Raw genomic sequence first — 26,132 nt, 5'->3', positions numbered from 1 at the left:
CAAAAAAACGATCCAACTATAAATATCATCCGGATTGATTATCCAATCTTGCCAAAAATACCTGCTTTAGAGATAACTAGCCTTTGCAAACAAAAGAAAAAAAGGAGTTCTTCTTAATGAAAGAGTATCTTACAAGGTCAAATATAAGCTATTTTTCGATTGGAAGTGGAACGCCGATTATCTTTTTACATGGTCTATCATTGGACAAACAATCTACCTGTCTGTTTTTTGAACCATTATCAAATGTTGGTCAGTATCAGAGAATTTATTTGGATTTGCCGGGGATGGGAAACAGTGATCCGATTTCTCCAAGCACTAGCGATAATGTTTTAGAAACTCTCATTGAAGCAATTGAAGAAATTATTGGAGCCAGAAGGTTTATTTTGTATGGGCATTCATATGGCGGATACTTGGCTCAAGCGATTGCTTTTCATTTGAAGGATCAAACATTGGGAGTGTTTCTGACCTATCCTGTAATTACAGCCGATCATTCTAAAAGACTAACCGGGAAACACATTAATATTTTAGAGGAGGATATTAATCCTGTAGAAAATAAGGAATATTTTGCTGATTTCTTGAGTATGAACGTGATTATTAATAACCAAGCCTGGCATGACTATCAAAATTTAATCATTCCAGGACTTCAAAAAGAAGATAAGACTTTTATAGACCAACTTCAAAATAATTATTCCTTTACTTTTGAAGAAAAGCTTAAAAATATTAACTACCAGTTTCCATTTAAAATTATGGTCGGTAGAAACGATCAAGTAGTCGGTTACCAGGAACAATTGAAATTAATTAATCATAACGAGAATGGTGAAATCGTCCTCCTAAACAGAACTGGTCATAATTTAATGATTGATCAACGCGAAGCAGTTGGTTTTCATTTTGATTTATTTCTCGATGAGCTGAACTCAAACAATTAGCTTTTAATTTGGAGTCTCAAAATCCGGTGTTGGAAATCGTCGAGAGAAATAAATAATTTATGAGCACGACACGACTTGAAAGTTTTTTTGACTGTGGTAATTAATGAAAAGGCCACTTAGATATTCCTAAGTGGTCTTTATTTCTTTATTCAATTAGAATTAACATTTCACAATATTCGTTGTCAACCAATAGTTTTCGTTATATTCGTATAGAATTGCTTGATTGCCTTTTCGGCTACGCGCCAACTTAAGGATTGTATAGTTTCCGACTGTTAGAGTCCTTTGTTCAATGCTGTTTTTAAAGCTTGTTTTATCAGTAATAAGACGAGGATCATAACGGTAATTTTTTTTGCAGGGTTTAAAGGATTGCATTAAAGTTCTGTTTTCTATGCCATCAGTTCCAATAAAATGGAATTATCTATTTTTTTAAAGCCAATTAAGCATAATAATCAATTATGGCTTTTAACGTTTCGGCCGCATCTTTTTCTCCGGTGCCTTCTTCATAATATTTCGTAAAACGAGGATCAGAAACATACATGGCAGCCAAGCCCTTATGGGCCTCGGGTGAATACTGTTCCTTTGGCCAAGTCATAAGCAAAAATTCTTTGTGCAGTTCAAAAAGTTGCTTTGCGGCTGGCTGATCTAAATTCTGCGTTCCCACTAATGATTTAAGTGCTGCTAAAATCTGATTTTTCAGTTCTTGTAAGTGTGTCATGTCGATTTCTGATAAGGAATTAAATTTTTGATTGGAATTATCAATTGTTGAATTACTATATTTTTTACGAATTTCTTTACCGTATTGTGTTTCATTATCATTAATTGTTTTTGTCTTAAAGGCTGCAAATTTTTCCGTATCTTTCATTTTTGATGCTCCTTTCATAGTTGCAAGTGTTTTATCTAAATTAACAAGTAAAGATGATAAACGGTCTCGTTCGACAATGATATGTTGGCGCTGATTACTTAAGGCTTGATATTGTTCCGCTTCAGATTTATCCAAGATTTTCTTAATTTGGTCTAACGGCAAATCGAATAATCTTAGAAACATAATCCTCTGTAATTGATCGACTTCAGTTTCATCGTAGTAACGATAATTGTTGTCTGAATCTCGTCGAGCTCTTAACAGACCTTTTTTATCATATGCCAGCTCTATTAAATCGATTTTGCCTTTCTTCGTCAATGGATCGCTTCTTGTATTAATGGTCGTCATTTGTTCGGCTTATCCAAGTTTGAGTTTGAGTTTTGCGTCGTCGATTATGACATTGTTTTTCATTTTTGTATCGTTATTTTTCATTGATGGAATTAATCAAAAATTTATTTCGGATTTCTCTGTATCGATTGTGACGATCCTTATTAGTTTATCCTTGATTTTTTTCACTATTATATCGACTAACGAAAAAGGCTTGTTTTTACAATCGATTTCTTTTTTGTCCCGGCCGGTTTCCGAAATTCTTTATTCGCAAATTTTGTTGGGTGTATCAGCTGGTGTGATAGAAACATCAACCACTATTTCAACATATATTTTTAGTTAAAAAGAGTTCTCCAAGGAACATTTGTTTAGACAAGAAGGCGTAACCAATGTTGCCTATAAAACAATATCAACAATGTCAGTTACGTTATTTATTTCATATGCGGTAATGAGCGTACCGTCGCTGGTTCTATATCTGGAAAACAACAATAGTGTAAATTATTCTGTCTCGGTTAACCTCAGTATGGCGATTACAGAGACTATCAGCTCCATATTGGCAATGCTTTTAACGGTACCAATCACAATTTATTTTCATGCAAAATTTGGTTTAAATAAAGAAAGCAGTAGGCCAAAGTTATGAGTACCGACTTGGTTTTATTTATTTTCGTAATTCTAGCATCTCTTTTTGTTTTTCGAAAAAGAGCATTTTCTTTTCTGCTTTATGCTTTTTCGGTTATTGCCATCACAATTTTTTTAATCGTCTTGATGGCTTATAAGAATGGCATCTATTTTTTTGGAATTATTGGTATTTTATTTCTAGTTTTTTCACTCATTTTTGTCAATAAACTGGATAAAATTGCTTCGAAAACTATTTTGTATTCTTCTTTGGTTGTTTATCCAATTTGTTTTTTAATTTTAAAGATCAACGAACATATATTCCAGGTTCAAGGTTTCGATCCCTTGATGCTCCAATATTTAGACGGATATTCTTTTAAGTTTGACCTTAACTATTACAAGCTCACCACGATTATTATTATGTTTCTTTCCGTTTGCATATCTCTTGATATCGGCATTAGTTACATAGTGTCATTAGAAGAGGTCGATAGAGATCTTCAGACAAACAAGCTTTCTTTGTTAAAGCAACTGGAAAAAAATATTTCTGAAAAAATTCTTGGTATCAATATTAATACACTGATCTTCTCTTTTGTGGCAGGGAATATTTCTTATTTAATTTTTTTAAACGATTTCAAATATAATATTTCGAGCATTCTTAATTCCAAAATTATTTGTTTTGAAATTACGCAGATAACTTTCAGCTTAATTTCTTCAATCGCGTTTATATCTATATCGAAAAAAATCTTCGAGAAAATTTATATTAAAAACCTTAAGGGCGAAGGCTTCGACAGTTCTTAGACAATTTTATTAAGCTGTTTTTTGGATCATTATGTAAAAAAATAGAACGAACTGTTTATAAAATTACTTTCCTATGAACATTTTTAAAAAATTTTCCGTTAATGGATTGAAGGAGTCATCTCTTCTCCACATAATCGCTAATTGGGTTTCCAGAGCTTTCTCTTTAATTTCTCTGAATTCGATGTCCTTTTCTCCTTCGTTTTCGACTTGGAGAATGGCCGATTTTGGAACAATTGCAGTACCGAAACCAACTTTTGCCCCATCGAGGGCAGTTCTTGCATCATCGCAACGAACCACTATCAAAGGATTAAAACCAAGATTTCTGAAAGTATTTTCAATTAATTCTTTAAATATGCGATAGATTATCAGTGGTTTATTCGATAAATCGTCAATTTTTAAATATTTATCCGGTAAGCCGACAGTATCTTTTTGATTGTTCTTTGCGGAAACTGCAACCATCGGTTCCTTGTCGAAATAATATCCGATTACTCCCTTACTGGAAAAAGGCGTTCTCAGGATCGCCAAATCGATCAGGCCCTTTTCCAAGTAGCCTAAAAGTTTGTAGGTATTCCCTTCGATGACATTGATAGCGATATTAGGATAATATTTTTTAAGTTTTAATAATCTTTGATTCGGTAGTTTGTTTATTGAAGAAGAAATACTGCCAATTGAGAGCGAACCAGAAATTCCTTTATCGAGATACTTAACTTTCGTTTTGGCGACATCCGACAGTTCTGTTATTTGTTCGGCGTAAGGTTTTAGTACTTTACCAGCATCCGTCAGAGAAATTCCTCGAGGGCCTCTTATAAACAAACTTGTTTCTAATTCCAGTTCTAATTGTTTTATCTCATAACTCAATAGTGGTTGTTTAATGTGGAGACGTTTGGCAGCAGCAGTAATTTGCCCTTCTTCACAAATTGTAACGAAGTATCTTAATTGTTTTAAATTCATAGGAATGCACCTTAATCTTTCATGTTGATGATTGATCGATTTAGAAAAAATATTTAAACGCATTATATATCTGTCAATTATTTTTTTAAACAAAAGCTCTAATGAATGTACTGTTTGATATTTCATTGATTTTTAAATTAAAAAAAGGGGGAACAAAATGCATAAAATAAGAAAAATTTCATTGTTTGTTATCTTTATCTTACTGATTTTTGTTGGCTACAAATATTTAAGCCTTTCCGGTCTATTAAAAAAAACAAACATAAGTATCGGCGATAAAAGCAAATCAGTCAAAAACAACAGTACTTTGAGTTCCAAGAAACCTTTTTCTGTTCTGTTACTGGGGACGGATACGGGCGATTTAGGACGCACAGATAAGGGACGAACCGATACACTTATGATTGTAACGGTAAATCCAAAAAAAAGACTACTACGATGGTATCGATTCCAAGAGACACAATGGTAGCCATCCCCGGTCTGGAAGATACTTTCCCTCAAAAAATCAATGCTGTCTATACTTTTACAGACTTGAACCAAACGGTTAACGACATCTCTAAATATTTAAATGTGCCGATTAATTTTGTTGCCTTGGTTAATATGGGTGGCCTGATTAAAATGGTTGACAAAGTTGGCGGAGTAAAAGTCAAATCTCCTTTATCATTTGCCTATAATCCCTATACAGCACATGATACCGGAAACGATCTTTATAAATTTATTAAGGGTTCGACGAGTTATTATCACACGACTAATGGTGTTGATTGGACGAAACATAAGACGATGTTTGGCAATGCGGCCCTAGCTTTTGCCCGTATGCGTTATGATGACCCTTTGGGAGATTATGGTAGAATGTTGAGGCAAAGGTTGGTAATGCAGGCTTTGTTGAATAAAGCTAAAAATCCAACTATTTTTCTCAGTAACTCATTTTTTGAATCGCTTTCCAAGAATGTCAAGACTAATTTAACGCTTAACGACCTTTTGCTAATAGCCAAAAATTACAAAAAAGCAAAAGAGCATATAAAGTCTTATTCAATCTATGGAACATCCGATTGGGAAGACGGGGTATCATTCCAGGTTGTTTCCAAAACAAATCAACAGCGAGGCACTAATATCATCAGAAGAAGTCTGGGTCTGTCCAAGGCAACTACTGGTTCGTCTCTAATGGGAAAAACTCAGGAAATAAATGTTCCGGAGGATGTCACCGATATTTTGGGACAATGATTTTTTAGTTCTTTCTTTTATACGGCTATTTTAAGAAAGATAAGCAATTGTTTTGGCAGGCTGTTTCCTGTTTTTAATTATTTTTTTAAGGATTTAATTTAATTATGAATTTTTTTCAAGCAATAATTTTAGCAATCGGACAGGGCGTATCCGAACTATTTCCGATTAGTAGTGTGGCCCATTCGGTGATCATACCCTATCTATTCGGCTGGAAACTTAGTCCATTTTTTTTGAAAACAAATTTTCTGGAATTTGTGGTGATGATGCATATTGGAACAACAATATCCTTAATTGTTTATTTTCGCAAAGATTGGAAAAAGATACTTAAGTCGTTATTCAATAAAAAAACTTCGAAAAGGAATCTTGCTTTAATTGTTATCGGAACGATCCCGGCAATTATTTTAGGGGCAATTTTTGAACAAACAATTACTAATGCTTTCAGTGATGTCATCGTTGCCTCGATTTTTTTGATATTTAATGGTTTGCTACTTTTCTTTGGAGAACAAACTAAAAAAAGAGGGAATAAAAGTATCGAAGATTTAAAGGGTTGGCAGGCACTTGTCATCGGATGTTTTCAGTCTCTAGCATTGATTCCGGGATTTTCTCGTTCCGGATCAAGTATAACCGCTGGTTTTTGGATGGGACTTTCAAATGAGGAATCTGCCAGATTTTCTATGTTATTGTCCACACCAATGGTTGCTGGTGCAGCCACTTTGGAAATTCCAAAACTGATCAAAAATCATGTTCCCGGACTTTTGAGTTTGTCTTTAATTGGGGGAATTGTTGCTGGATTAGCAGCTTTTCTGAGTATATATATATTAATGCATTGGTTTAATCATAAGAAAAATAATACGATGCTTCCTTTTGCGATTTACTGTATTGTTATCGGTATTGGAGTTCTCGCCTCCAAGGCAATTTAATTCGCTTAATTAATTACTGATTTTCAGTTTGCCGATGTTGGTGTAAATTATAATTGCATTGCAATCAACAAAGGAATAAAAAATGGTTTCAAAATTTTGCCAATTAAGTGTTAATGATGTCGATGTGGTCACGAAATTATATATTAAGGTATTTTCTCAATATCCCTGGCATGAAGATAATAAATATGACGATATCAGCAATTACATTATTCATTTGCTCCAAATGAATACCAATCGTTGTTATTTATATAAAGACGATAATGAGCTGGTGGGCGTTGCTTTGGGATTCGTTAAACCTTGGTATAAAGGAGTTGAGTATCAACTGGATAATTTTTTCATATCCTCGGATCATCAACATCAAGGTTTTGGTTCCGACTTTTTAAAAGAAATTAAACGTGCGATGCATAAAATCGGAGTTGAAAATATAATTTTGGAAACAAATAAAGACACGCCGGCCGAGCATTTCTATTTTAAAAACGGTTTTACATCGGTAACCGACCCTCACTCGTTGTCACTGGTTTGCGAAACAAAAAAATAAACTGGTCAAAAATTTAACATTTAAGATGATGAGGCGATTTATTGGAAATCGTTTTTTTATATTTTTTAACGGGTAATTTTTTCAGACCTTATGAAAAGATTTTCAAAATGATTCATAATATATAGAGAACCTAATTTAATAATTTTCTGATTTTCTAAACGAAAGGGAATAATATCATGCCTTGGAATGAAAAAGATTACCCGGTTTCAATGAAAAATATGAAGAAAGTTGTTCGCGATAAGGCTATCGAGATAGCCAATGCTTTAAAGGAAGAAAAATATAGTGATCAAAGAGCCATTTCGATTGCCACCGAACAAGCGGAAAAATGGTATCGTGACCACCATAAAGGCAAAGAAGAGAACCCGTTTTTAAAAAGCAAACGGGATCAAGAGTAAAAAGATAAAATATTTTTTTCGTTTTTTTGATTTATTTGGATATTATATTTTTTAACAAACATTAGCGATAACAGTGAAAAATAGTTGAAAGAAATGTTTTCGCTTTTTTGTTGTTGAATTTTATTCACTTTTAAAATTCTAAATTGTCATTTTTAATAGTGTACTTCCATTTTATAAAAATATACCTGATACAGAAGCAGTTAAAGTTCAATAGTTCAGTTTATAACTTTAAAAATTTTTTCTGACTTAGAATAGTCTTAAAGATTTCTTAATTCTAATCATTTCGAAGGGGGAATTTATATGACTAGTAAAAAAGGTTCGGATCTGTTGGTTAACGTATTAACTGATTGGGGGATCAAAGAAGTCTACGGTCTTCCTGGAGATTCCGTAGATACAACCGTCGATGCTTTAAGAAGACAAAAAGATAAAATTAAGTTTATTCAAGTTAGGCACGAAGAAGTGGCATCATTAGCTGCTTCTGCCAGCGCAAAGTATACTGGAAAGATAGGTGTTTGCTTATCAATCGGTGGGCCTGGTGCTATTCATCTGCTAAATGGTCTGTACGATGCCAAAATGGATCATGTTCCTGTCTTGGCTTTGCTCGGTCAAGTAACTTCTCAGTCGTTAAATGAAGGATATTTCCAAGAGGTTAATACTCCTAAATTGTTTGATGATGTTGCTGTCTTTAACCGCACGATTTCATCAGTAGATAACCTAGCTGAGATTGTGGATCAAGCTATTCGGAGTGCTTACGAAAACAAAGGAGTTGCGGTTCTAACTATCCCTGATGATATACCTGATCAAGAGTTAAAAACAATTTATCATTCCTCTGCTAAAGCTTTCTCTTTAGCTAAGCCATCAATAAACGAGGAGCAGATTAACAAGGCTTCGGAACTAATAAAAAATTCTCAGAAGCCAATTGCCTTAATTGGGTTGGGGGCTAAAGAATCCGGAGAAGAAGTTACTTCCTTTCTAGAAAAAAATAATATTCCATTTGTGCAAACTCTTCCGGCTAAGGGCACAATTTCCGATGATCATCCAAATTCCTTGGGCAACGTCGGTAAGCTAGGAACGAAACCGGCCTATGAAGCGATGAAAAACGCCGACTTATTGATTTTGTTAGGAAGCAATTATCCTTATCTACCATACTTGCCAAATAAGGGCCAGGCAAAATGTATCCAAGTAGATTTAAAAGCTGAAAATCTTGGTAAGAGATATAGCGTTACGACGGCAATCCAAGCCGATGTTTACGATGTGGTTCACGCTCTCAATAAAAAAGGAGTTTTGCGTGATAATAAAAGCTTTTTGCAAGCCTGCCAAAAGAATATGGATAACTGGAACAAATGGATGCAAGAAAAGAGAGAACTTGATACTACTCCGATTTCTCCAGAAAGTATGGTAGCCTATATCGATCAAACTGCTCCTGATGACTTAGTTTATTCAATAGATGTTGGCACTTCGACTTCTTGGGCTGCACGATTTTTGCATGTGAAAAGGAACCAAAAGTTCGCTATCTCGGCTTGGTTGGGAACGATGGGATGTGGTCTTCCAGGAGCGATAGCTGGTCAGATAGTATTTCCGAAAAGAAGAGTTTTGTCGCTAATTGGCGATGGTGCATTTTCAATGGTCATGCAGGACTTTGTCACAGCTGTTAAGTACAAACTTCCAATTATTTTTGTAATTATTAATAACCAAAAATTGGCATTTATAGAATATGAACAGCAATCTGCTGGACAACTCAATTACGAAATAAATCTCGCAGATATCGATTTCGGAAAATTCGCTCAGGCAGCCGGCGGAATTGGTATTACAGTAAAAAGCAATGATAAATTTAAGGAAGCCCTTGATCAGGCTTACCAAACCAAGGACAAACCGGTCTTGATTAATGCGTATGTAGAAGATAACGCACCATTACCTGGGAAAATCGTACTTGACGAGGCAAAAGGTTTTGCTAAATTTGGTCAGGAATACTTAGAAAATTATTGGAAGATTCCAGAATTGCCGCCATTCAAAGATATTCTGAGACAGTTTTTCTGAAAATAATTTTCGACTACAAAACGGGTTCTTCGGGAACTCGTTTTTTATATATTCAGAATTATGATTTTCTACTTTAATTGATGATTTTATATCATGGCTAATTAATTTTAAAATGTGTTATCGCATTATGCTGGCTAGGGAATTAACCATTGTGGAAATAAGGACCGTACTAAACAAAAAGGAAATTAAAGCTTGGCCCAATGCTACCTTTCGAAATTCGGTTGTTGAAAAGTTAGTGTCTGAGACCTGATAAGTCATGCCAATGGTATAAGGCAGGTAAATAAAATCCCAAAAATTAGGCAGCTCCTTGTTATTAAAATCGACTCCGCCCTCTTTTTTACCGATATTTTTCTTGTAATACATTTCTGAATAATGGACTGCATATAGAATATGTATCAAATTCCAAGAACAGAAAATGCTGACAATACAAAAAATAATTTCAATGGGATTTCCTTTACTATAGGTAAAAATAATAATCCCGATAACTAAACTGGCCAAGCAGGCGACGATAATCAAGATATCTAAAATTGGGTAACGAACTCCTTCTTTTAAAGTGATTTGTTTAGTATGTTGACCATCATCCGGCTGGAATGCTAAATAAATTAAAGCAATTAAAATTAAAGCTCCACTGTCCCAAGCAATCAATAAAGATATTTCCCAATTGAACCAAAATTTTGCAAAAATACAGATAAATAATCCCAGGACAAATGAGAGTATGAAACGACTTCTTTTTCTTTGAATAACTTTTTTCTGGCTTTTATGATCCATAAATTTGGATTCTTCCTTTATACCATTCTGGACATTACGGGATTCGAACCCGTGACCTCTGCCATGCGAAGGCAGCGCTCTCCCAACTGAGCTAAACGCCCGAAAGACAAGAAATAAATCTTGTCATTACTAATAACTTTATTTTATTGCACTTTAGCCAAAAAGTATTTTTTCTTGCCACGACGAATGATGATGAATCTACCGTCGAATTTTTCTGTTGGATCGATTACCCCATTAACATTAGAAATTTTCTCGCCATTAATTGTGATTGCACCGTTCTTTAAATCCTCGCGGGCTTGGCGGCGAGATTTCTCGATTACTTTGTCCTTCACTAATAATTCAACTACATCTGTTTTTTGATCTGCGACTTCGATTGTTGGAACTCCTGAAAATGCAACGGCAACCTGTGAAGCTGTCAAGTTTTCAACGTCTCCATTAAATAGAATTCTAGAAATCTTTTCTGCTTCTTCGACGGCTGTTTGGCCATGAACAAATTTTGTTACTTCCTCGGCTAAACGTCTCTGGGCTTCTCGTTTCTCCGGCTCGTTTTTAACTTTATCGGCCAATTCTTCAATTTCTTCGCGGTTCAGAAAAGTGAAAATTTTCAGTAATTTAACCACATCGGCATCCGTCTGATTATAGAAAAATTGATAAAACTCATATGGCGATAAAAATTCCGGATCAAGCCAAATAGCTCCACCGGCTGATTTTCCGAATTTTGTACCATCCGATTTCAACAACAACGGAACTGTTAAACCAAAAGCCTCGGTGTCCGGACCAACTAATTTATGAATTAATTCAACACCGCTGGAAATATTTCCGTATTGGTCGGCTCCGCCAACCTGCAATTGGACAGCTTTTTCTTTGAACAGAGTATAAAAATCAATTGCTTGTAAAATTTGATAAGTAAATTCGGTAAAGCTAATGCCTGCCTGTAAACGTGAGGCGACCACATCGCGTTTAAGCATAACGTTAATTGAAAAGAGTTTTCCATAGTCACGTAAGAAACTGATTAAATCCAGTTTCGAAAGCCAATCGTAATTATTCACAATTTCGAAGCCATCTTTGCCGAATAGGCGGGTCATTTGTTTTGTAATTCGGCTAACGTTCTCATCAAAAACATCTTTTGGCAAAAGTTTTCTTTCTGATGCTTTTCCTGAGGGATCTCCGATCATTCCGGTTCCGCCTCCAACGACTATCACGGGACGATGACCAGCATTTTGGAAACGTTTTAAAATTGTGAGCGGAATTAAGTTTCCTATGTGAATTGATTTGGCGGTTGGATCGACGCCAACGTATAAACTGATTTTTTTATGTTTTAATAAGTTGGCTAAACCACTTTCGTCTGTCGTTTGTTTTATCGAGCCACGCCATTTCAAATCTTCAATAATATCCATATTATTTGCTCCTAAACAATAAAAAACGCCTCGATATAATCGGGACGAATTTCTCCGCGGTACCACCCGGATTGTGTTTTCAAGGAAAACACCAACTTAATTATCGAGACGGATCTCAAAGTTTGCTGTGTAATTCATGAATTTTCTGGGTTGGTTTTCAGCTCCACCAACTTTCTGTGTGACCGCCAATCCACTACTATCAGCCGAGATTGCTTAAATTATAACAAACAAGTTCAAATTGCGCTAATAATCTTTGCAATTATTAATTCGGTCAGAGCGATTATCAACGCCAAGCCAAAGAGAGTTGTTTCTTTTTCAGAGAAGGATAGTAGTTGATTAATTGAAATCTTATTTATTATCTCGAACAGAAAAGCAAGGATTAAAAGAATTAATAAAGCAGGCCACAGTCCTTGAAGCGAGTTTTGAAAATCTTCGTGAGACAATCCGATTCCCAAGGCCAGAGAAAAACTAATCAAAAACCAAACAAGCAGGCTCCAGTTGAATGTGACTCTAAAGGAAAAAATTTCCGGTTGCAGCCATAGAGTCAAATAATAAATTGCCAGGGAATTCCCGATCATAGGTGCAAATCCAATTAATAAGTTGCCAAAGGCCTGCCAAAGATTTTTTGGATTTGATGAATGAGTGACAAAACCAACCTGACCATTTTTCGGGACTTGTAATAAATGAAAATTTTCAATATGATGACCAAAAAACAAAGCTAAAAGCAAATGAGATAATTCATGAACGATTACGCCGATTGAACTTATAAATAAGTAAAAACCAGTGCCAAAGCGACTGATAATTTCCGAACCGGCGCGATTAATTAAATAGGAAATCAGCCAAGCGAAAAAAGCTGGAATTAAAATAGCAATTCCCAACATAATAAGGAAATATTCAATTGTTTGTTGAAAAAAGTTTATCAAATTCAATCGGCTAACAAATCGGCAAAGGAAGCACCGATTAGTTCGGCAACCTGTTTTGCATTAATTAAATCGCTTCTGTTCAGTTCTCCGGCAGAAACATAAATCAATTCATCGCTTAAGGACGTTTTGTCGAAATATATTGGAAACTTACCATGATGATTATGCCAGATACCGACAGGATTGTTTGCCCCATGAATGTATCCAGTCGTTTTTTGCAGTTCTTTTAAGGGAATCATTTCTGTACGCTTGTTTCCGGAAACAGCTGCCAGTTTTTTCTCGTCCAAATGTTTTGTGACTGGTAAAACGGCAATCACCGGGCCGCTTTTGTCACCATTTGAGGCCAGCGTTTTATAAATCAAAGACTCTCGGGGGATACCCGCCTTTGACAAATTTTTTTTAATTTCTGTGCTGCTTTGATTTAAAACATTAAGTTCTAATGATTGGTAAGGAATCTTATTTTTATCCAAAAGTTGTTCAACTTGTGTTTTTTTAATCTTTGTTCTTTTGCTCATAATTAGATTTTAATTCTTTATTAAATGTAAGCGTTATCAGTTATACTAAGGGTTTTTACGGTCTTAACCGGCTAAATCTTTGCTGTATAATGGATCATGTTAGGGTGCGTCTAAAACACGTGCTTTAGAACAAAAAGATTATAGGAGATATTAAATACATGGCAGTTAATGCACCTGCAGTTGATTATGATTCAACTGAATATCTAGAACTCGTCGATAAGTGGTGGCGTGCAACCAACTACTTGTCAGGCGGAATGATTTTCCTAAAGAACAATCCGCTCTTTAGTATTACAAAGACTCCTTTAAAGTCGGAAGACGTCAAGTTCAAGCCAATTGGACACTGGGGTACGATTTCAGGACAGACATTCATTTATGCCCATGAAAACCGTCTCATCAATAAGTATGGTTTGAATGCTTTTTATGTCGAAGGACCTGGTCATGGTGGCCAAGTTATGGTTACTAATTCATACCTTGATGGTTCTTATACTGAGGATTATCCTGAAATTACTCAAGATCTTAAGGGTATGTCCAAGTTATTCAAGCGCTTTTCATTTCCTGGTGGAATCGGATCTCACGCTACCGCTCAAACTCCTGGATCACTCCATGAAGGTGGCGAACTAGGCTATTCACTTTCCCACGGTATCGGAGCTATTCTTGATAATCCTGACCAAGTTGGTTTCGTTACGGTTGGTGATGGTGAAGCTGAAACCGGTCCAGCTATGACAGCTTGGCACGGTATCAAGTTTATCAACCCTAAGACCGATGGTGCTGTCCTTCCTATTCTTGATTTGAATGGTTGGAAGATTTCCAACCCAACAATCTTTAGCCGTATGAGTGATGAACAGATTGCCAAGTTCTTTGAAGGACTTGGCTGGTCTCCTCGCTTCCTTGAAAATGATGAGATTCATGATTTTATGACTTATCACAAGAAGGCTGCAAAGCTTTTTGATCAAGCGATCGAAGATATTAAACAAATCCAAAAAGATGCTCGCGAAAACAACAAATATCAAGATGGCACAATTCCTGCATGGCCGGTTATTATTGCTCGTTTGCCAAAGGGTTGGGGCGGTCCAAAGTTTGATGAGGATGGTAATCCTATTGAAAATAGTTTCCGTGCTCACCAAGTTCCATTGAATTTCTCGGCAGAGCACATGGAAGAATTGCCACAATTCGAAGAGTGGATGAATTCTTACAAGCCTGAAGAACTGTTTAATGAAGATGGTTCTTTGAAAGCCGAGATTTCTGCAATTGCTCCTAAGGGCAGCAAGAGAATGGCTGCAAATCCACTGGCTAATGCTGGTGTTGATAATTCTGATTTGAAGCTTCCTGATTGGAAGGAATATTCAACTGGTGTTACTCCTGAGAATCGTGGAACCGAAATGAAGGATGCTAACATGAACATGGATATGGTTACCTTGTCTGGGTTCTTGGCTGGCGTTGCTAAACTAAATCCAACTCGTTTCCGTTTCTTTGGACCTGATGAAACGATGTCTAACCGTCTTTGGAAACTCTTTGATAAGACACCTCGTCAGTGGATGAGCAAGATTAAATTCCCTAATGATGCTTTGTTGGCGCCTGAAGGTCGGATTATTGATTCTCAACTTTCTGAACATGAAGCTGAGGGATGGCTGGAAGGCTATACCTTGACTGGCCGTGTCGGCATGTTTGCTTCTTATGAATCATTCTTGCGCGTTGTTGATTCAATGATTAATGAATACTTCAAGTGGATTCGCCAAGCCGATGCCGAACCATGGCGTAATAAGTACCAATCATTGAACTTAATTTCCACCTCGACTGTCTTCCAACAAGATCATAACGGTTATACTCACCAGGATCCTGGAATGTTGACTAATTTAGCCGAGAAGAAACAAAATTATATTCGTCAGTACTTACCGGCTGATGGTAATGAATTATTAGCCGTTGCTTCTCGTGCATTGGTTGATCGTCAAAAGATTAATCATATTGTTGCTTCTAAACAACCTCGTCAACAGTGGTTTACTGCTGAAGAAGCTGAGAAACTGGTTAACAATGGTCTTGGTATTGTCGACTGGGCTTCTACTTCTCCTGATGGGGATGTTGATATTACCTTCGCATCTGCTGGTACTGAACCAACGATTGAGACTTTGGCCGCTTTGTGGTTGGTCAATCAGAGCTTCCCAGACGTAAAGTTCCACTATGTCAATGTTGTTGAATTAGGTCGTTTGCAGAAGAAGGTTGGTCCGTTAAACGATGATCGTTCACTATCTGATGAAGAATTTGATAAATTCTTTCCAGCTGGTAAGCCGGTTGTCTTTGGCTTCCATGGCTTTGAAGATTTGATTGAAGCAATCTTCTATGAGCGCAATCATCATAATCTTCATGCTCATGGTTACCGTGAAGATGGTGACATTACTACCCAATATGATATGCGTGTTTATTCTCATTTGGATCGTTTCCACCAAGCTATCGATGCCGTTTCAGCATTGAAAGACGAAGGCGTTATTGATGGTGAAAAAGCCGATAGCTTTATCGATGACATGAATAAAATTCTTGATAAACACTTTGAAGTTACTCGTAATGAAGGCCGTGATATTGAAGAATTCACTGACTGGAACTGGACTGCTTTAAAGTAATAACTTTTATTGAATTACTTAATTAAAACCACGGACTTTAATCCGTGGTTTTTCTTTGCCCAAAAATTTAAAAAAATAAGTCATTTGAAACAATGGTTCCAAGGTTTGTGGAATTTAGATAAGACAAAAAAGCCATTAAATAATTTAATCTGGGGGATTTAATTACTAAGAAAACAAATCTCTATTTTTGATATTTAATCTTCTTTTAAATACACTTTTAAGCTTAGATAATAAAGACTGATAATTATTAATGCCCACATTAATGAATTTAATAGATCGAACATAATCACTTGGTTGCAAATCAGGAAAATCAATATTCCATAAGCTGAAATTAGATAAATTCGGTAGCGAATTAATTGTTCTTTGTGTTCACGATAATAGTACTTATTCAGTAGCACTGACAAAATTAGTAAGATGAGCAGAATTGTCTTGAGAATTGCAAAGTTATCCATAACAATTTTTTAAAAACTACAATTATTTATTAACGTTTAACATTTTTATTTTACTATAATTTTCATAAAAAGTAAAAAACTAGTCAGATAGTACTAATTTTCGCGAAAAAGGCCCTAAAAATAGTAATAAATTACTATTTCTTTAAAATCGTCAACATATGCTTCATTTTTTAAAATTACAAAAATCTTTTCTTTAATAGGTAGATTGTAAAATTAATCCGAACGCTGTTCGGACAAAAAAGATCAGCTTCCTTTAAAATGGTGTTTACCACAAACCCATCTTTTAGGAGCTGATCTTTTGTCTAGTATAACCTATTCCGAACGAATTAAAATCGAAACTTTTTGTGAACTAGGGCTGTCCAATATCCAAATGGGCGTTCGGCTGAACCGATCACCGTCAACAATTTCTTATGAATTATCTCGATGTCAACCTTATCAGGCTGAATTAGCACAAACAGATGCCGAATACAAGCGATCACGATGTGGTCGGAAAACTAAGCTGAGCGATGAGTTAAAGCAAAAAATTCTCAACCATTTACGTCTAAGCTGGTCACCAGGAATGATTGCTCACGAATTTAAACTAGCTACTAAATCTATTTATAATTGGCTAAATCAGGGGAGAATTGGTTTCTCCTTGAATGATCTACCTGAACATGGCGTACGCCAACGGCGTAACGTTGACCAACGATCCAAATATAATCAATCTTTGGGGCGATCAATTGAACAGCGTCCCATGATGATTAATCAACGTAATCGCATCGGCGATTTTGAACTAGATACAGTCGTTGGTCCTCGTGGGCATAGTAAGGCAGTTTTATTAACTTTAATCGATCGAAAATCACGGTTCCTTTGGGCATACCGGTTAAAAGATCGGACGACAGCGACTGTTAATGAAGCACTAACTAAGTTCCTAACCACTTTTAATGGTCCGGTGCACAGCTTTACTGTGGACCGTGGCACTGAGTTTAGTGGGCTAGTATCACTTGAATCACAATATGGTATTAAGACCTATTACTGCCATGCTTATACGCCAGCTGAACGTGGTAGTAATGAACGCTTTAATCGGAATTTACGTTATTTTTATCCTAAAGGGACTTATTTTGAGCACATTAGTGCTCAAGATTTAACGACGACGTTACTCCAAATTAACCAGCGACCGCTTAAAATACTCGACTGGCAAACACCGTATCAGGTTATGCTGACAAATTTGTCCAAAAATTCGGATTAAATTTGCAATCTACCAATAAAAGGGATTCTTTTGCTGAATAGCTAAAAGAAATCCTGATGCCATTGATAAAATATGCGCGCTCAAGTCGCTAATGGTTAACAATTTAATCAAATTTGAATTACATGTGTTTCTCTATATGGTCTGATACGATGTTTTTTGGTGGGGATAGATAGAGCATCGTTTTCAACTAAAATTTGATTAGAGTGATTTGAGATTCAACTTAGGATTCCTTGCAGTTGCCAAAATACCTAACGCTGGTAACAAGACTCGTTATAATTATGTTAAAGTTCGTTAATATCTGTTAATGTTGAACAGCCCCCTTCCGAGGTGGTTGTTTTTATAAAGAAAGGGTTTCTTGTTTTGCAAAAAGTCAGACGTTTATCAATTATTGTGACCGCAATATCATTTTGTTTGTTGATTGTGATATTTTCCTTACAGACAGGTAGAAACTATATTTCTACATTGGCGCGTCCCTACAATATCACTTCTCTCGATGCCGGCACTTCGATTAATGTGGTAAATCATCATTTAGCTAAATTTGCTAATGAACGCAAAATTAATATTGTGAAAGTTTTTAATGTGCCAACAACTGAGAATGTTCCTCGAACTAAATTTTATGTTATCGGCAGTACAAGAAAATTTTCGAAGTCTTTAATTTCGAAGCAATCAATTGCAAGCAAACAAGAATTTGAAACCAGTGACTTAAGATATCCACTCTATTTCTTCGGCAACATTTCCAGTACCGCTGTTGCTAAAGAACTTCACAGATTGGGACTGCACTATAAACGTGATAGTGGCAATTGGAATACAATTATTTATAATTTTTTAAGTGATAATTATTTTGCTGTTTTTTTAATCTTACTATTGCTTATTTTATTGGTTGTTTTCATCGTAGCTAATTTTAAACGTTTGCGTGCTTCTAATATTGCTTACTTAGAAGGCGTTTCAAAATTTCAGGATGCTTGGAAATATTTCATTCATGATCAAATTGTTTTTTTAATTACTTTCGTTCCTGGTTTTTAATTGTTGTGATTACGATGTTTTCCTATCGAGTAATGGGTGTTATGCCGTTAACAGTCTATTTTGCTGTTCTTTTAATTTTTGCTGAAATTCTTGTCAGTGTCTTTGCCTTTTTATTCCACATGGCATCACATAGTACTAATAGTTTGCAAAACAGTATTAAAGGTGATGGAAAAAGTACTTTAATACTTGTTACCAGTATTTGTTTTAAGGCCATTACGGAGCTAACGATTATTGTCACGCTAATGCTGCTGCTAGGCCAGTTTGCAATTAACAGTCGTATGGAGAAACAATTATCAAACTGGCAGCATTTGGGAAATTATTACACGCCGTATTTTTCGCCATATGCCTTGCTCGATAATGAACAGGACCAGGAGGACAAGGCTGCTTACCGGCTGGTGAACTGGTCAGAAAAGCACAAAGGTATCATGCGAGTTATGGGGCTTACGAATCAACAGGCAAAACCTCTAACGATTATGATGATGTCGATTTTGGTAATGTCCTTATTGTTAATGCCGAATATTTGAAGAAAAATAAAATTTTAACTGCTAGTGGTCATCGCTTAAGCATACCTGCACAAAGTGAAAATAGTTACTTTCTTTTTCCTGAAAAACTGAAGTCTCAAAGCGATCGTCTCTCAAAAAATTATTTTGACCAACTGCCAATGGCTCAAATTTCCAAACTGTATGGCAGGGAACTGAACTATAAAAAAATTATGATTAAAAATGGACAACGGGCGTTTACTTATAACACAGAAGGCATCGATTTCGGTTTTTACGATGGTTATGTTAAAGAACCGGTTATATTGGTACTATCCACAGTTTCTCTTGGCGGCGATAACGAAGATGCCGATCATTACTGGGATTCGTTGATTTCAAAACAGGGACTGGTTGTATCAAACTATCATGCTTTGGCCGAACAAGCCCAAAAGCGACATATTAGTCGTCAAATTGGTGGTTACTTGAATATTCGAAGTCATGCTTTACAGGCTTATCAGCAGGTCAGACAGCATTTAGTTTTGTTGTTGTCCGTCTTGGCTATTTTGATTTTGATGCTGTTCATAAATTATATCCTGGTTAACCAAATATATTTCTCAAATTATGATAGAAAGATTGCTATTCGCAGACTATCTGGAAGATACTTGGCGCGTATTCATTTTCTCTTTACTTTAGTTTGCCTGTCGGTAACAGTTTTGGAAGGAATGTTTGCTGCATCCATATATAATGGTTACAATAATCGGGCTTTAATTTCGGGTGTAATCGCATCCATGACAATCTTCCAATTATTATTGTTAATCATACAAGCTTTACGTGCTGATCATAGAATCAGCCAAGCAATCAAAGGAGAAGACTGATGATTAGAGTTGAACAAGGAGAAAAAAAGTATCAAGGTGATCGCAGTCTTTTGACGAATGTCAACTGCAATTTTCATAGTGGTAATCTCTATGCACTTACCGGCCCATCCGGTATTGGAAAATCGACAATCCTTGATTGCCTAGCCAAATTAAATTATTTTACTTCGGGTGACATTTGGGTTGACGATATCAATTTAGATGACATTAAGCCACTAGGTTATTTCAGGAATTATTTAGGTTATCTTTTTCAAAATTATGCACTGATTGAAGAAGACAGTGTTCAGCGTAATCTCAATATTAGCAGACGTTTTCCTAAACAGGATTTGGTCTCTGCCTTGGATCATTTCTCATTGGATGAATCCTATTTGAAGCGTAAATTTTTTACTTTATCGGGTGGCGAAGCGCAGCGGGTTGCGCTGGCACGTCTTTATTTAAAAAATCTAAAAATTGTTTTAGCCGATGAGCCAACTGATGCGCTTGATTTTCAAAACACACAGATCGTTGTGCAAAGTCTTCGTCATCTGGCCGATATGGGTAAAATTGTGATTGTTGCAACACATGACCGCTTTGTAGCTGGACAGGCCGATCAAGTAATTGATGTCAGTCAATATAGTCCCTATTAACTTAAAAAGGAGCACTTTTGTGCTCCTTTTTAAGTTAATAGCCGATCTAAATCGTGGGCGATAGGGGTTTGTATGATTTTTTTTATTTGGGATAAGTCTTTGGTTTGTGCCATGGCCCACATCAATTTAGCCACAATGGCTTCGGTGTTCATATCTCCGGATGTAATTCCGCCGGCTGCCGCTACTTTTTGACCAACTTCGTAGAGGCTGATATCTTGGCCTTCATTCATAATCTGAGTTGTAATAATTACCGGTAAATTAGCGTTGGATAGACTTTTTACACCAGAAACCAAGTCGCGTCCGATATCCGGCAAACCACCGTTTCCAAAACTCTCAACGATTAAACCGGCTTTTTCTTTCAAAACAAAATCAAAGAAGTTGGCCGATAAACCTGGGAAAGCTTTTAATAAATACACATTTGTATCGAGAGAGAATTTTGTTTTGAAGGCTGCGGGATTGAAAGTGGGATTATATTTTTTCTCCAGCTGATTATTTTCAACCTTTGCGACAACTGGGAAATTAATGCTGGCAAAAGCATCAAATGAATGAGATTTAACTTTTACTGCTCTCGTCCCGGCAATCACTTGACCATCAAAGACTAAATAAACTCCGGGAAAATCCGCTTTTGAAGCAACAGTTAAAGCGTCGGCGATGTTTCTTTTGGCGTCGGTGTGTTCAAAGGAGAGAGGAATTTGCGAACCGGTCAAAACAATGGTCTTTTTCAAATCATTTAATAAATAAGAAAGAGCGGAAGCTGTATAGGCCATCGTGTCGGTTCCATGAGTGATGATATAAGCGTCAAATTTTGGGTGTTCTAAAATCTGTCTACCAATTGTCAACCAGTCTTCTGGTTGGATATTGGTTGAATCTTTATCCATAGTTGGAATAAATTCAATCTCGTTATCGGCCCGATCAAAAAAAGAAGATAATTGCTCAATTGTTATTCCTGGTGCCAAACCGTTTTTTTGAGGTGTTGAGCTAATTGTCCCACCGGTTGCTAAAACAAGGATTCTCTTCATAAAAATATTCTAAGCTTTTATTTTTGATTGAACAAAATTTGAAAGCCAAGTTAATAAGGTAATCATAACCAAATAGATGATTGCTACAATTGCCCAAATTTGAAAACCTTGCTGGGTCCTGGCAACAATTAAATTACCTGTCTGAGTCAGCTCAACGAGGCCGATCGCTTGAAGAATCGAAGTATCCTTCAAGGTAATGATGAACTGGTTGATCAAACTCGGAACCGTGATTCTCATTCCTTGGGGCATAACGACATAACGCATTGCTTGCCAGTAACTCAGTCCATTGGAACGGGCTGCTTCCATCTGCCCTTTGTCAACGGACAAAAAGCCCCCTTTAACAAAAGCACCTGTGTAGGCACCCTGTTGAGCGTCAATGTCAAAATACCGGCGACAGAAGCAGGAATCTTGACATTTAAAAGGTGTGGAAGACCAATATAAATAAAGAAAGCCAGAACCAAGAGCGGCAAACCACGAAAAATGTAAATAATTATGTTGGAAAAAGTACGAAGAATTTTAGATTCGGCAACCCCTAAGACTCTCATGAGAATTCCCCAAATCGAGGCTAAAATTATTCCTACAACTGTTAATTTGATTGTTTCGATTACTCCGTTAACGAAACTTGGCCAGTTTTGTTTCAATAGGTACCAAATTGAAGAAGAATTTTCAGTACTTGCTGAATTGCTGGAGATCTTTTTTTGACTTTCACCGAGATATTTTTTGACGATTTTATCATAAGTACCATCTTTTTTGATTGAAGCCAAACCACGATTGAAGGCTTTCAAAAGCGCTTCATTCTTTCCTTTTTTAACGGCGAAACCATAGTAGCCAGCATTTCCAATCTTATTACTTGGAATTTTTAACTGCAGACCATTTTTGATCGCATATTTCATAACGGATTGATCCTCGAAGGTAGCGGCTGAATTTCCGACTACGACATCGTTGTACATAGTATTGGAATCACTGAAATAAGTAATTTTAAAGCCGTATTTCTTCTGTAGACTTTTGGCGTAATCCGCTGAAGCAGTCCCCGTCTTCAAAGCGACGGTCTTGCCTTTGAGTTGAGAAAGTTTCGTAATATGTGATTTTTTTGAAACTGCCCAAATAATTCCAGTTCGGTAATAGGGTTTGCTGAAATCATAAACTTTCTTTCTTTCAGATGTGATGGTCATGGCTGCGATTATCCCATCCATTTGTCCGGAAAGTACCATTTGAGCTCCCGAATTAAATGAGATCGGCTTTAAAGTCATCGTAAAGCCTTCTTTTTTGGCAATTGCTCTAATAATTTCGACATCTATACCGGTGTATGTACCGTTTTTCTTTTGAAACTCGAAAGGCGGATAGGTGACATCGGTTGTAATATTATAATGCGGTTTTTGTGCTGACGCTTCGACCGCAAAAATAGGAAAAATCATTAATAATATAAAAACAGAGCTAAATAATTTTGAAAGAAATTTATACAGTTTAAAATTTTATCATTAGAATAAGTAAAAAATATTTTTAATGTCAATTTTTCTGACAAGATTATCGAAAATCAAAAAAATAAAAACTTGCATTTTCAAACTGTACTAATTAATATAGTACACATGATAAAATTTGGGAGGGAAAATGCTTGAAAAGACTGCGAGTTTGTTAAGTGTCAAAGCAGTAAATAAAAATTTTGGTAATCGGAAAGTCTTGTTTGATGTTTCTTTTAATATAAAACCGGGTCGAATCGTTGGACTTATCGGTCCGAACGGGGCCGGAAAAACAACAATTATGAAGTCAATTGCCGGTTTGACCGGTTATCAAGGAACAATCGAAATTGATGGCCAAAAGGTTTCCAAAACACACACGGCGCCATTGAAGAAAGTCGGTTCCCTCATTGAAACTCCGGGAATCTACCCGTATATGTCTGGATATAGCAACCTGAAATTATACGCTCAGGGAACTTCTGCCGAAAATTTGGGCAAAATCATGGAACAGACAATGATTACCGAATTTGCTAATCGGAAGGCCAAGAAATATTCTCTCGGAATGAAACAGCGTCTTGGCGTTGCAATTGCAATGCTTGATAATCCGGAATTGATAATTTTGGATGAACCCATGAATGGTCTTGACCCACAATCAGTTCATTCTATGCGTGCTTTATTGCGCAGTCTTGCCGATCAGGGAGTTTCTGTTTTGATTAGTTCTCATATTTTAAGCGAATTGGAGCTGGTGGCCGACGACTTGGTAGTAGTCAATCATGGTCATATTTTATTCAATGGCACCAAAACGGATTTCTTTGCCAGCCAATCACATGGCAAAGAGGGATCGACAATTGTTTTGCAAACCGGAAATGATTCCAAAGCAGAAGATCTTTTAAAGACTTCGGGTTTTCAGACGACAACTGTCACAGAAGATTTGCAGGTCCTAACCGATCAAAAACATAATTTAAATAAATTGTTGCAGCAATTGGTGATGAATAAGATTGAAATAAAAGGTATCAGAGAGGAAAAACAAAGTTTGGAAGATTCATTTATTGATTTGATTAATGGGGGTGAAGAATAATGCAGGCAATCAGACAAGAGTTTTTTAAATCTTTTCATCGTTTGAATTATTTGGTTTATAGCCTTATCATATTTTTCACTCCAATTTTGGCTATGATTGCTTATTTATTGGCTGATCCAAGCCATGCTGAAGTAGATTTTGTTTACCATCACGGTTATTTTGATGCCTTTATTTTCATTTTCATGCTTGTCTCGTTTGGTTCGACACTCGCCGAAGAATTTCAATTCGATACGATCAAGGTGATTGTTTCCCGTGGCAATTCAAGAATGATTATCTTCTTTGCAAAAATTATTAAATTATTGTTTGATTATGTTCTTTGGTACTTGCTCGCTGTAGCGAGTTATCTTCTCTGTTGGCTGATCGTATTTTCTGGTAAAGATTTTGGCAAATCGATAACAGTCGCTAATAAAGGACTTGTATTCGTTTCAAGCGGACACGGGGAAATCACTTATATTTGGGAAAACTTTGTGACTTATCTTCTATATATATTCTTGATTGGTTCAATAGCCCTGATGCTTTCAAGTCTGTTGAAATCAAATTCGATCGCCATTGCATCGGCTTTTATAATTTGGTTGGGTGGCAGTATTGTTAGCAGCTTGCTATCAGCTTTTCTTTACAAACACTTTCACTTAATTAAATGGAATCCTTTTAATGTCAGTACTTATATTCAGCTTCAAGTATTTGACGGCTCCAAAGCTATGGCTCAGCTCTCGCACATTAGTCAAACGGGAATTATTAGCGCTTCGATTATTTGGACTTTAATATTTTTTACTATTGCTGGAGTCGTTTTTAATCGGCGCAACTTGTAAATTTACGGAGGCCAGATGGCAATAACTCAGAAAAGACCGATCTATCTACAATTAGTTGATCGAATTAAAAATGAAGTTGCAACTGACGTTTTATCTGCCAACGACCAGCTTCCGTCTGTTCGCGAAACAGCTTTACAAGAAAAAATTAACCCAAACACAGTGGCAAAAGCTTACAAGGAGCTTGAAGCCCAAAAAGTAATTCGAACGATTCCTGGTAAGGGTACTTTCATAACCGGTAATACAGCCAGTGTTAAAAATTCTAATCAAAATCGTTTGCTTGCCGATCTGTCTCAAGTGATTGCCGAATTAATAAAAAGCGGCGTCAAAGGAGAAAGAATCAAAAAAATTGTTAACGACATACTGGGAGGGAAGAATGCTGAAAATTGATAATCTAACGAAAACATTAGAGAACAAGAAAGTTATTTCCGGAATTAGCTTTTCGTTAAAACCTAGTCAAATTGTTGGTTTAATTGGACGTAATGGAGTCGGTAAGACGACTCTTTTTCGCTTGATTAGCGGAGAATATGTGCCTGACCAGGGCAGGGTTACTTCTGACGAATCCGCTGATGCCCGCTCAGAGATTTTTTATCTTGATTCGCCGGATAATTTTACAAATGCTTTTACAGCAAACCAGTTGGCACGAATTTTTAAAGTTAGTTATCCACAACTTGATATCGACTGGTTTAAAAACTTGCTTAAAACGAATAATCTTTCTCTTAATAAAAAACTTTCTGGTATGTCGAAGGGGCAACGTGGTTTAATATTGGCTATTTCTGCAATTACGAGTAAGTCCAAATATATTTTCCTTGACGAACCATTGGATGGCTTGGATTTGATTATCAGAGATCAGGTAAAACAAATGTTGATTACCGCTGTTTCCAATAGCGATACATCGGTTATGATTGCCTCCCACAATTTAGAGGAATTGGATTTTTTGGCTGATCGAATTATTTTATTAAAAAATGGGAAGATTGAAAAAGATTATTTGCCGGGTGAAGAACTAAAAACTGCCAACGTCGCTAAACTTCAGATGGTAATTGAAGGTGAATTACCGAAAGTCGTTTCGGAATGTGGGCATATTTTAGAAAAACGCGGGCATTTATATGTTGTTCTTTTTAAAGATTACAACAGTAAAGTAGCGTCTCGGATTAAACGAACCAAGGCCCAATACATTGAGCAATTGCCGGTTAATTCCGATGATATTTTTCGGGCCACTTTTGAAGAGGACTATCGTTTGCGTCAATCGGCGGGTAAGAGGACCAATAAATAATGAGACATTCAATCAAACTTTATTATCAATTG

The 26,132-nt window shown here is 36.2% G+C and carries 26 protein-coding genes, 1 tRNA gene and 2 pseudogenes; 19 read left to right on the top strand and 10 right to left on the bottom strand.

The window, feature by feature from the left end:
• The first annotated feature begins 116 nt into the window (after nucleotides 1-116).
• A complete protein-coding gene (locus J3U91_RS09440) occupies nucleotides 117-926 on the top strand; it encodes an alpha/beta fold hydrolase (RefSeq protein WP_002820683.1) in 810 nt (269 codons plus the stop codon).
• A 436-nt stretch (nucleotides 927-1,362) separates the two neighbouring features.
• Here the strand turns inward: J3U91_RS09440 and J3U91_RS09435 are convergent, their stop codons facing one another.
• Nucleotides 1,363-2,133, bottom strand: coding sequence for a MerR family transcriptional regulator (locus J3U91_RS09435; RefSeq protein WP_002820682.1), 771 nt, complete (start codon nucleotides 2,131-2,133; stop codon nucleotides 1,363-1,365).
• On the opposite strand from J3U91_RS09435, the pseudogene J3U91_RS09430 reads away from it, so the two are divergent.
• Both J3U91_RS09430 and J3U91_RS09425 read left to right on the top strand, forming a co-directional pair.
• Nucleotides 2,123-2,752, top strand: a pseudogene (locus J3U91_RS09430) (YibE/F family protein). The gene J3U91_RS09435 and the pseudogene J3U91_RS09430 overlap by 11 nt on opposite strands.
• On the top strand, nucleotides 2,749-3,525 hold the full coding sequence (locus tag J3U91_RS09425) for a YibE/F family protein (RefSeq protein ID WP_226489948.1): 777 nt from the start codon (nucleotides 2,749-2,751) through the stop codon (nucleotides 3,523-3,525). The pseudogene J3U91_RS09430 and the gene J3U91_RS09425 overlap by 4 nt, the downstream one beginning before the upstream one ends.
• Before the next feature lie 63 nt (nucleotides 3,526-3,588).
• On the opposite strand, the gene J3U91_RS09420 is transcribed toward J3U91_RS09425, so the two are convergent.
• Nucleotides 3,589-4,476 (bottom strand): LysR family transcriptional regulator, encoded by an 888-nt coding sequence (locus tag J3U91_RS09420; RefSeq protein WP_002820678.1) that lies wholly within the window; start codon nucleotides 4,474-4,476, stop codon nucleotides 3,589-3,591.
• Between the two features lie 157 nt (nucleotides 4,477-4,633).
• Here J3U91_RS09420 and J3U91_RS09415 point away from each other — a divergent pair, with 157 nt between their 5' ends.
• The 6 genes from J3U91_RS09415 to J3U91_RS09390 all read left to right on the top strand — a co-directional run bounded on the left by J3U91_RS09415 (nucleotide 4,634) and on the right by J3U91_RS09390 (nucleotide 9,581).
• A complete protein-coding gene (locus J3U91_RS09415; RefSeq protein WP_004164925.1) occupies nucleotides 4,634-4,939 on the top strand; it encodes an LCP family protein in 306 nt (101 codons plus the stop codon).
• Entirely contained in the window at nucleotides 4,933-5,691 is a 759-nt protein-coding gene (locus J3U91_RS09410; protein WP_004164923.1) for an LCP family protein, read from the top strand. Before J3U91_RS09415 ends, J3U91_RS09410 begins: the two co-directional genes overlap by 7 nt.
• Before the next feature lie 104 nt (nucleotides 5,692-5,795).
• Nucleotides 5,796-6,611 carry an undecaprenyl-diphosphate phosphatase gene (locus J3U91_RS09405; RefSeq protein WP_002820677.1) on the top strand — a complete coding sequence of 272 codons (816 nt, stop codon included), beginning with the start codon at nucleotides 5,796-5,798 and terminating at the stop codon, nucleotides 6,609-6,611.
• A gap of 82 nt (nucleotides 6,612-6,693) precedes the next feature.
• On the top strand, nucleotides 6,694-7,149 hold the full coding sequence (locus J3U91_RS09400) for a GNAT family N-acetyltransferase (protein ID WP_002820676.1): 456 nt from the start codon (nucleotides 6,694-6,696) through the stop codon (nucleotides 7,147-7,149).
• Between the two features lie 176 nt (nucleotides 7,150-7,325).
• The gene (locus tag J3U91_RS09395) at nucleotides 7,326-7,544 is read left to right on the top strand and encodes a DUF2188 domain-containing protein (protein ID WP_002817749.1); all 219 of its coding nucleotides are present in this window, start codon (nucleotides 7,326-7,328) and stop codon (nucleotides 7,542-7,544) included.
• Between the two features lie 300 nt (nucleotides 7,545-7,844).
• Nucleotides 7,845-9,581 carry a pyruvate oxidase gene (locus J3U91_RS09390; RefSeq protein ID WP_002820675.1) on the top strand — a complete coding sequence of 579 codons (1,737 nt, stop codon included), beginning with the start codon at nucleotides 7,845-7,847 and terminating at the stop codon, nucleotides 9,579-9,581.
• A gap of 117 nt (nucleotides 9,582-9,698) precedes the next feature.
• Here the strand turns inward: J3U91_RS09390 and J3U91_RS09385 are convergent, their stop codons facing one another.
• From J3U91_RS09385 to J3U91_RS09365, 5 genes are all read right to left on the bottom strand, one after another.
• Complete coding sequence (locus J3U91_RS09385; RefSeq protein ID WP_002820674.1) at nucleotides 9,699-10,349, bottom strand: DUF1345 domain-containing protein; 651 nt, start codon at nucleotides 10,347-10,349, stop codon at nucleotides 9,699-9,701.
• A gap of 28 nt (nucleotides 10,350-10,377) precedes the next feature.
• Nucleotides 10,378-10,450, bottom strand: a tRNA-Ala gene (locus tag J3U91_RS09380).
• A gap of 42 nt (nucleotides 10,451-10,492) precedes the next feature.
• Complete coding sequence (gene tyrS, locus J3U91_RS09375) at nucleotides 10,493-11,746, bottom strand: tyrosine--tRNA ligase (protein ID WP_002820673.1); 1,254 nt, start codon at nucleotides 11,744-11,746, stop codon at nucleotides 10,493-10,495.
• A gap of 233 nt (nucleotides 11,747-11,979) precedes the next feature.
• On the bottom strand, nucleotides 11,980-12,627 hold the full coding sequence (locus J3U91_RS09370; RefSeq protein ID WP_002820672.1) for a hypothetical protein: 648 nt from the start codon (nucleotides 12,625-12,627) through the stop codon (nucleotides 11,980-11,982).
• A gap of 44 nt (nucleotides 12,628-12,671) precedes the next feature.
• On the bottom strand, nucleotides 12,672-13,181 hold the full coding sequence (locus J3U91_RS09365; protein WP_002817744.1) for an aminoacyl-tRNA deacylase: 510 nt from the start codon (nucleotides 13,179-13,181) through the stop codon (nucleotides 12,672-12,674).
• Between the two features lie 158 nt (nucleotides 13,182-13,339).
• Here J3U91_RS09365 and J3U91_RS09360 point away from each other — a divergent pair, with 158 nt between their 5' ends.
• Nucleotides 13,340-15,793, top strand: coding sequence for a phosphoketolase family protein (locus J3U91_RS09360; RefSeq protein WP_002821033.1), 2,454 nt, complete (start codon nucleotides 13,340-13,342; stop codon nucleotides 15,791-15,793).
• A gap of 194 nt (nucleotides 15,794-15,987) precedes the next feature.
• Here J3U91_RS09360 and J3U91_RS09355 read toward each other — a convergent pair whose 3' ends face one another.
• On the bottom strand, nucleotides 15,988-16,245 hold the full coding sequence (locus J3U91_RS09355; protein WP_002821034.1) for a hypothetical protein: 258 nt from the start codon (nucleotides 16,243-16,245) through the stop codon (nucleotides 15,988-15,990).
• A gap of 298 nt (nucleotides 16,246-16,543) precedes the next feature.
• Here J3U91_RS09355 and J3U91_RS09350 point away from each other — a divergent pair, with 298 nt between their 5' ends.
• From J3U91_RS09350 to J3U91_RS09330, 5 genes are all read left to right on the top strand, one after another.
• Nucleotides 16,544-17,473, top strand: coding sequence for an IS30-like element ISLpl1 family transposase (locus J3U91_RS09350; RefSeq protein ID WP_071439631.1), 930 nt, complete (start codon nucleotides 16,544-16,546; stop codon nucleotides 17,471-17,473).
• 462 nt (nucleotides 17,474-17,935) lie between these two features.
• On the top strand, nucleotides 17,936-18,496 hold the full coding sequence (locus tag J3U91_RS09345) for a hypothetical protein (protein WP_002819679.1): 561 nt from the start codon (nucleotides 17,936-17,938) through the stop codon (nucleotides 18,494-18,496).
• A gap of 14 nt (nucleotides 18,497-18,510) precedes the next feature.
• On the top strand, nucleotides 18,511-19,020 hold the full coding sequence (locus J3U91_RS09340) for a hypothetical protein (protein ID WP_002819678.1): 510 nt from the start codon (nucleotides 18,511-18,513) through the stop codon (nucleotides 19,018-19,020).
• On the top strand, nucleotides 19,017-19,847 hold the full coding sequence (locus tag J3U91_RS09335; RefSeq protein WP_002819677.1) for a hypothetical protein: 831 nt from the start codon (nucleotides 19,017-19,019) through the stop codon (nucleotides 19,845-19,847). The genes J3U91_RS09340 and J3U91_RS09335 overlap by 4 nt, the downstream gene beginning before the upstream one ends.
• Nucleotides 19,847-20,470 (top strand): ATP-binding cassette domain-containing protein, encoded by a 624-nt coding sequence (locus J3U91_RS09330; RefSeq protein ID WP_002819676.1) that lies wholly within the window; start codon nucleotides 19,847-19,849, stop codon nucleotides 20,468-20,470. Before J3U91_RS09335 ends, J3U91_RS09330 begins: the two co-directional genes overlap by 1 nt.
• 29 nt (nucleotides 20,471-20,499) lie before the next feature.
• Here J3U91_RS09330 and J3U91_RS09325 read toward each other — a convergent pair whose 3' ends face one another.
• Both J3U91_RS09325 and J3U91_RS09320 read right to left on the bottom strand, forming a co-directional pair.
• Nucleotides 20,500-21,489, bottom strand: coding sequence for an asparaginase (locus tag J3U91_RS09325; protein WP_002819675.1), 990 nt, complete (start codon nucleotides 21,487-21,489; stop codon nucleotides 20,500-20,502).
• A gap of 9 nt (nucleotides 21,490-21,498) precedes the next feature.
• Nucleotides 21,499-22,904 (bottom strand): annotated as a pseudogene (locus tag J3U91_RS09320) (ABC transporter substrate-binding protein/permease).
• A gap of 193 nt (nucleotides 22,905-23,097) precedes the next feature.
• On the opposite strand from J3U91_RS09320, the gene J3U91_RS09315 reads away from it, so the two are divergent.
• From J3U91_RS09315 to J3U91_RS09300, 4 genes are read left to right on the top strand one after another with little or no spacing between them, the layout of a single operon-like run.
• Nucleotides 23,098-24,021, top strand: a complete 924-nt coding sequence (locus J3U91_RS09315) for an ABC transporter ATP-binding protein (RefSeq protein ID WP_002819672.1) — start codon at nucleotides 23,098-23,100, stop codon at nucleotides 24,019-24,021.
• Nucleotides 24,021-24,830: an ABC transporter permease subunit gene (locus J3U91_RS09310; protein ID WP_002817735.1), complete on the top strand. Its 810-nt coding sequence runs from the start codon at nucleotides 24,021-24,023 to the stop codon at nucleotides 24,828-24,830. Before J3U91_RS09315 ends, J3U91_RS09310 begins: the two co-directional genes overlap by 1 nt.
• Nucleotides 24,831-24,845: 15 nt before the next feature.
• Nucleotides 24,846-25,217 (top strand): GntR family transcriptional regulator, encoded by a 372-nt coding sequence (locus J3U91_RS09305; protein ID WP_002819670.1) that lies wholly within the window; start codon nucleotides 24,846-24,848, stop codon nucleotides 25,215-25,217.
• Nucleotides 25,204-26,100, top strand: a complete 897-nt coding sequence (locus J3U91_RS09300) for an ATP-binding cassette domain-containing protein (protein WP_002819668.1) — start codon at nucleotides 25,204-25,206, stop codon at nucleotides 26,098-26,100. Before J3U91_RS09305 ends, J3U91_RS09300 begins: the two co-directional genes overlap by 14 nt.
• Nucleotides 26,101-26,132 lie beyond the last annotated feature (32 nt).

Source organism: Oenococcus oeni (assembly GCF_020510245.1).
Lineage (GTDB): Bacteria > Bacillota > Bacilli > Lactobacillales > Lactobacillaceae > Oenococcus > Oenococcus oeni.
This window is presented reverse-complemented; position numbering and strand designations above follow the sequence as displayed.